The sequence below is a fragment of the Pirellulales bacterium genome, assembly GCA_036490175.1.
Taxonomy (GTDB): domain Bacteria; phylum Planctomycetota; class Planctomycetia; order Pirellulales; family JACPPG01; genus JACPPG01.
Map to the genome: position 1 here is coordinate 1 of DASXEJ010000316.1, position 3,757 is coordinate 3,757.

General features: G+C 58.9%; 4 protein-coding genes. All 4 read left to right on the plus strand.

Annotated features, from left to right (window positions below):
- Positions 1 to 435: 435 nt before the first annotated feature.
- The 4 genes from VGG64_24395 to VGG64_24410 are packed head-to-tail and all read left to right on the plus strand — an operon-like array spanning position 436 to position 3,621.
- Positions 436 to 861 (plus strand): YceI family protein, encoded by a 426-nt coding sequence (locus VGG64_24395; GenBank protein HEY1602766.1) that lies wholly within the window; start codon positions 436 to 438, stop codon positions 859 to 861.
- A 2-nt stretch (positions 862 to 863) separates the two neighbouring features.
- Positions 864 to 1,568, plus strand: coding sequence for a methyltransferase domain-containing protein (locus tag VGG64_24400; protein ID HEY1602767.1), 705 nt, complete (start codon positions 864 to 866; stop codon positions 1,566 to 1,568).
- Positions 1,565 to 2,755, plus strand: coding sequence for an FAD-dependent oxidoreductase (locus VGG64_24405; protein HEY1602768.1), 1,191 nt, complete (start codon positions 1,565 to 1,567; stop codon positions 2,753 to 2,755). Before VGG64_24400 ends, VGG64_24405 begins: the two co-directional genes overlap by 4 nt.
- Positions 2,752 to 3,621: a type III polyketide synthase gene (locus VGG64_24410; protein HEY1602769.1), complete on the plus strand. Its 870-nt coding sequence runs from the start codon at positions 2,752 to 2,754 to the stop codon at positions 3,619 to 3,621. Before VGG64_24405 ends, VGG64_24410 begins: the two co-directional genes overlap by 4 nt.
- Positions 3,622 to 3,757: the final 136 nt, after the last annotated feature.

Genomic DNA, 3,757 nt, shown 5'->3' on the forward strand with positions numbered 1-3,757 from the left:
CTAAACACCGCTGGAAACCTGTAGGACGAACCTTCCTCTCAAAAGTGGCTGGTTTTCACCCGCCGATCACTGGCTGGAGTTGCGCGCCGACTGACAAGCGCGCGGCTTTGCGTTCGCCTTTGGTCGGTTTGAATCGGTGTAGGCGACGTATTCGGCATGGAGGATTTAGGCATGCTCGCATGGACGCGGTATCTCGTTTTGGCGTGGATGGCAACGCTAGCGTCCCTCGCCGTCACTCGTTCGCTTGCTGCTGATAAACCAGTCGTTGCTCGTCGGCCTGTATTATTGCCCGGACAAATCGATTTTCGCGCGAGCCGCGTATTTATGCTGGTTGGCAAGACCGGGCTGGGCCATGAACACGGAGTTGAGGGTTGCCCTAAGTCCGGATTCCTGAAGCTCGGCGCAGCCCGCAACGCAGGACAACTCGTGTTTGACATGACAACCTTTAAGGCCGATACACCCATCGCGCGGCAATACGTTGGGCTTGCAGGAACGACTGACGTCGATACCCAGCAGCAAGTAAATGCCAACATGTTGGGCGTCCACGTTTTAAACGTTCAAAAGTTTCCTACGGCGACGTTCAAGGTGAACTCTAGCCTGCCGCTCCGAGTACAGCAGCCGACTGCACCACCCCAATACCAGTTGGACGGGGAGTTTACGCTGCTCGGCGCGACTCGAAATCTCAGCGTAGTTGCCGAAGCGACTCCCATCGAAGGCTGCATGCGCATTCGCTGCAATTTTTCAATTCTGCAGAGCGACTACGGAATTATTCCCTATAGCAAGGCCTTCGGAGCTGTGGGAGTCGCGGATCGAATCACGATCTGGGGCGACCTGCGGATTGCGATTCAAACGGGAGACTAACCGTGATCTCCGAGCGCTGCGTAGCTGCCGAGTTGATGGATCAGCCGGGCCTCGACCGCGCACTGCACGTTGAGGCACTGCGCGGGTTGGAGCGGATCAATGCGATTAGTCGCAGTGCGTCAATTCTCTGGCCGCAGATCATGGAGTTGGCGCGCACGATCGCGCCAAGGCAATTACGCGTCTTGGATGTAGCGTGCGGGGGTGGCGACATTGCGGTGGCTTTGTCGCGCCGTGCCGTCCGGGCTGGGCTGTCCATCCAGCTCGATGGATGCGATATCAATGACTGTGCCGTCGCGGAAGCACAGCGCCGTGCCCAGGCTGCTCATGTCGATACGACTTCGTACTTTCGCCTCGATGCAGTGCAGGAACAGTTGCCGCGCGGCTATGACGTAATTACCTGTTCCCTCTTCCTGCACCACCTCAGCGAAAACAAGGCAATCGACCTAATGGGCCGTATGGCCGAGGCGGCATCGCATGCCGTCTTGATCAGCGACTTGCAAAGGAGCTGGTTGGGTTACGGGTTGGCCTGGGTCGGTTGTCGTTTGTTGACGCGCTCGCCAATCGTACACGTCGACGGGCCACGATCGGTTGCCGCGGCGTTCGCAGTCGCCGAAATCGGCTCCCTTGCGGCCCGGAGCGGGCTAGACGGTGCCGTCATCACTCACCACTGGCCCCAGCGGTGGCTATTGGCATGGAGTAAGCGATGAGCTGTTGCGCCACCTTGTCAGCAGGCGACGCCACCGAAGTCGTTTGGGACGTAATTGTGATCGGTGCCGGGCCGGCGGGTGCGGTTGCCGCGCGCGAGTTGGCCCGACGAGGCGCAACAACTCTGTTGGTTGAACGACAATCATTCCCTCGCACCAAAGTATGTGGTGGTTCGCTCAATGGCCAGGCCCTGGTCAGCCTTCCACAACTGGGGCTATCGCACATCTTGCCGGCTGCATTTGCGGCGCCGGTGTCCCGCTTTATGGTGCAAGCAAATAAGCGACGCGTTGTTCTCGATCTTCCCGCAGGAGTGGCAATCCGACGTGCGGAATTCGACGAACAATTGGTGCAGTCTGCGAGCGACGCGGGGGTGGCATTTCTGCCAGAAACGACGGCTATCGTCGAGCCATTTAGCGCGTCGGATCTAACATATCGCCAAGTCTCATTGAGTCATCATGGGCAGCAAGGTCTGGCCACGAAAGCCCGAATTGTAATAGCCGCTGATGGTCTTGGGCATGCGTGCTTGCGACATGTGCAGATGTTTCGGAGCAGCACCATCCGCGATGCCCGGGTTGGATTGGGCCTTGTTCTTCACAAGCAGGAGGCCTACGAGGGAGGAGCCATTCACATGGCGATTGGCCGAAGTGGCTACGTAGGCCTCGTGCGAACGGCCGACGAGAACCTGAATGTCGCTGCGGCGGTCGACCCGGCCGCGTTGCGAGCCACAAGCATGCCGGGTGAATTCATAAACCGAATTCTGAGGGATGCCGGGCTGCCCCTACTGTCGTTGGATGCGGCATCGAAATGGCGTGGGACACTCCCATTGTCGCGTGTGACAAGCCGACTAGCGGGAGGGAGGACTTTTCTGCTGGGCGACGCCGCGGGATACGTCGAGCCGTTTACTGGCGAGGGGATGGGTTGGGCGATCGCCTCTGCGATTTCGGTCGTGCCTTACGTTGTACGACTTCTCGAGCGCTGGGATGACGCCGGCGCGCGGCAATGGGAAACCGCGCAACGACGACAGATGGCACGCAACCAGATTACCTGTCGAGTTTTAGCGAAATTGTTGCGGCAACCCGCGGCAGTCGGCTTGACGCTGAAAGCGTTGCAGGCGATTCCGGCTTTGGCGCGTCCCATCGTACGACGAATCCAGTCGGGGCCTGTTCATTTGCAAGAGAGCCTGACATGAGCCTTTTGATTGCCGGAATGGGAACGTCGGTTCCTACATACCAGATCGAACAATCGGATGCTGCGGAACAGGCGTCGCAGCTATCCTGTCAGACGCTAGCGCAAAAACGATTGCTCAAGACCTTGTACCGCCGGGCGGGGGTGCAAACGCGACATAGCGTATTGCTGGAATCGGCAACGAATGGTCGACCGGCCGAGCAAGAGTTCTACACGTCAAACGACCAGCAGGGCCCTTCTACCGCCGAACGTATGGCGGCTTACGAGTTGCACGCTGCACCACTGGCCGTCGCCGCCGCACGCAATGCACTGGTAGCCGCACATATCGGCGGTGACGAGGTAACGCACCTGGTCACGGTCTCGTGCAGCGGTTTTTCGGCACCGGGTGTGGATCTGGAAATAATTTCCGAATTGGCTTTGCCCGTCGCGACATCGCGCACCCACGTAGGCTTCATGGGCTGTCACGGTGCGCTCAATGGTCTGCGAGTTGCGGCCGCGTACGCTGGTGCCGATCCTGGCGCGCGCGTGCTAATATGCGCGGTGGAATTGTGTAGCCTGCACCATCAGTACGGGTGGGAGCCCGATCAAATCGTGGCCAATTCCTTATTCGCCGACGGCGCAGCGGCAATCGTCGGATGGGCGGCCGTGCCCCGCGCGGATCAATGGCATCTAGTTGACCAGCGCTCGGCGGTTATCCCCGGCACCACCGAGATGATGCATTGGCGAATCCGTGATCACGGTTTCCAGATGACGCTTTCGCCGCAAGTGCCGCAAGTCATCGACGATAACTTGCGTCCCTGGATCAGTTCCTGGCTAGCTGAACATCACCTATCGATCACTGACATTAAGTCGTGGGCTGTTCATCCGTAACTGTTCACACCCTGGGGAGCAACGAAGGGATTGACTGAGTAGCGGGCGAAATGGGCGGCGAACTTTCTGGGTCCAACCCCGTGACACAAGCCCTAGGGTCCACGAAAATTGGCGTTATGAGCTATGACCTTGAGGT

Coding starts and splice junctions, on each gene's coding strand:
- VGG64_24405 (HEY1602768.1), top strand. CDS start 1,565: ATGAGCTGTTGCGCCACCTTGTCAGCAGGCGACGCCACCGAAGTCGTT.
- VGG64_24395 (HEY1602766.1), top strand. CDS start 436: ATGACAACCTTTAAGGCCGATACACCCATCGCGCGGCAATACGTTGGG.
- VGG64_24410 (HEY1602769.1), top strand. CDS start 2,752: ATGAGCCTTTTGATTGCCGGAATGGGAACGTCGGTTCCTACATACCAG.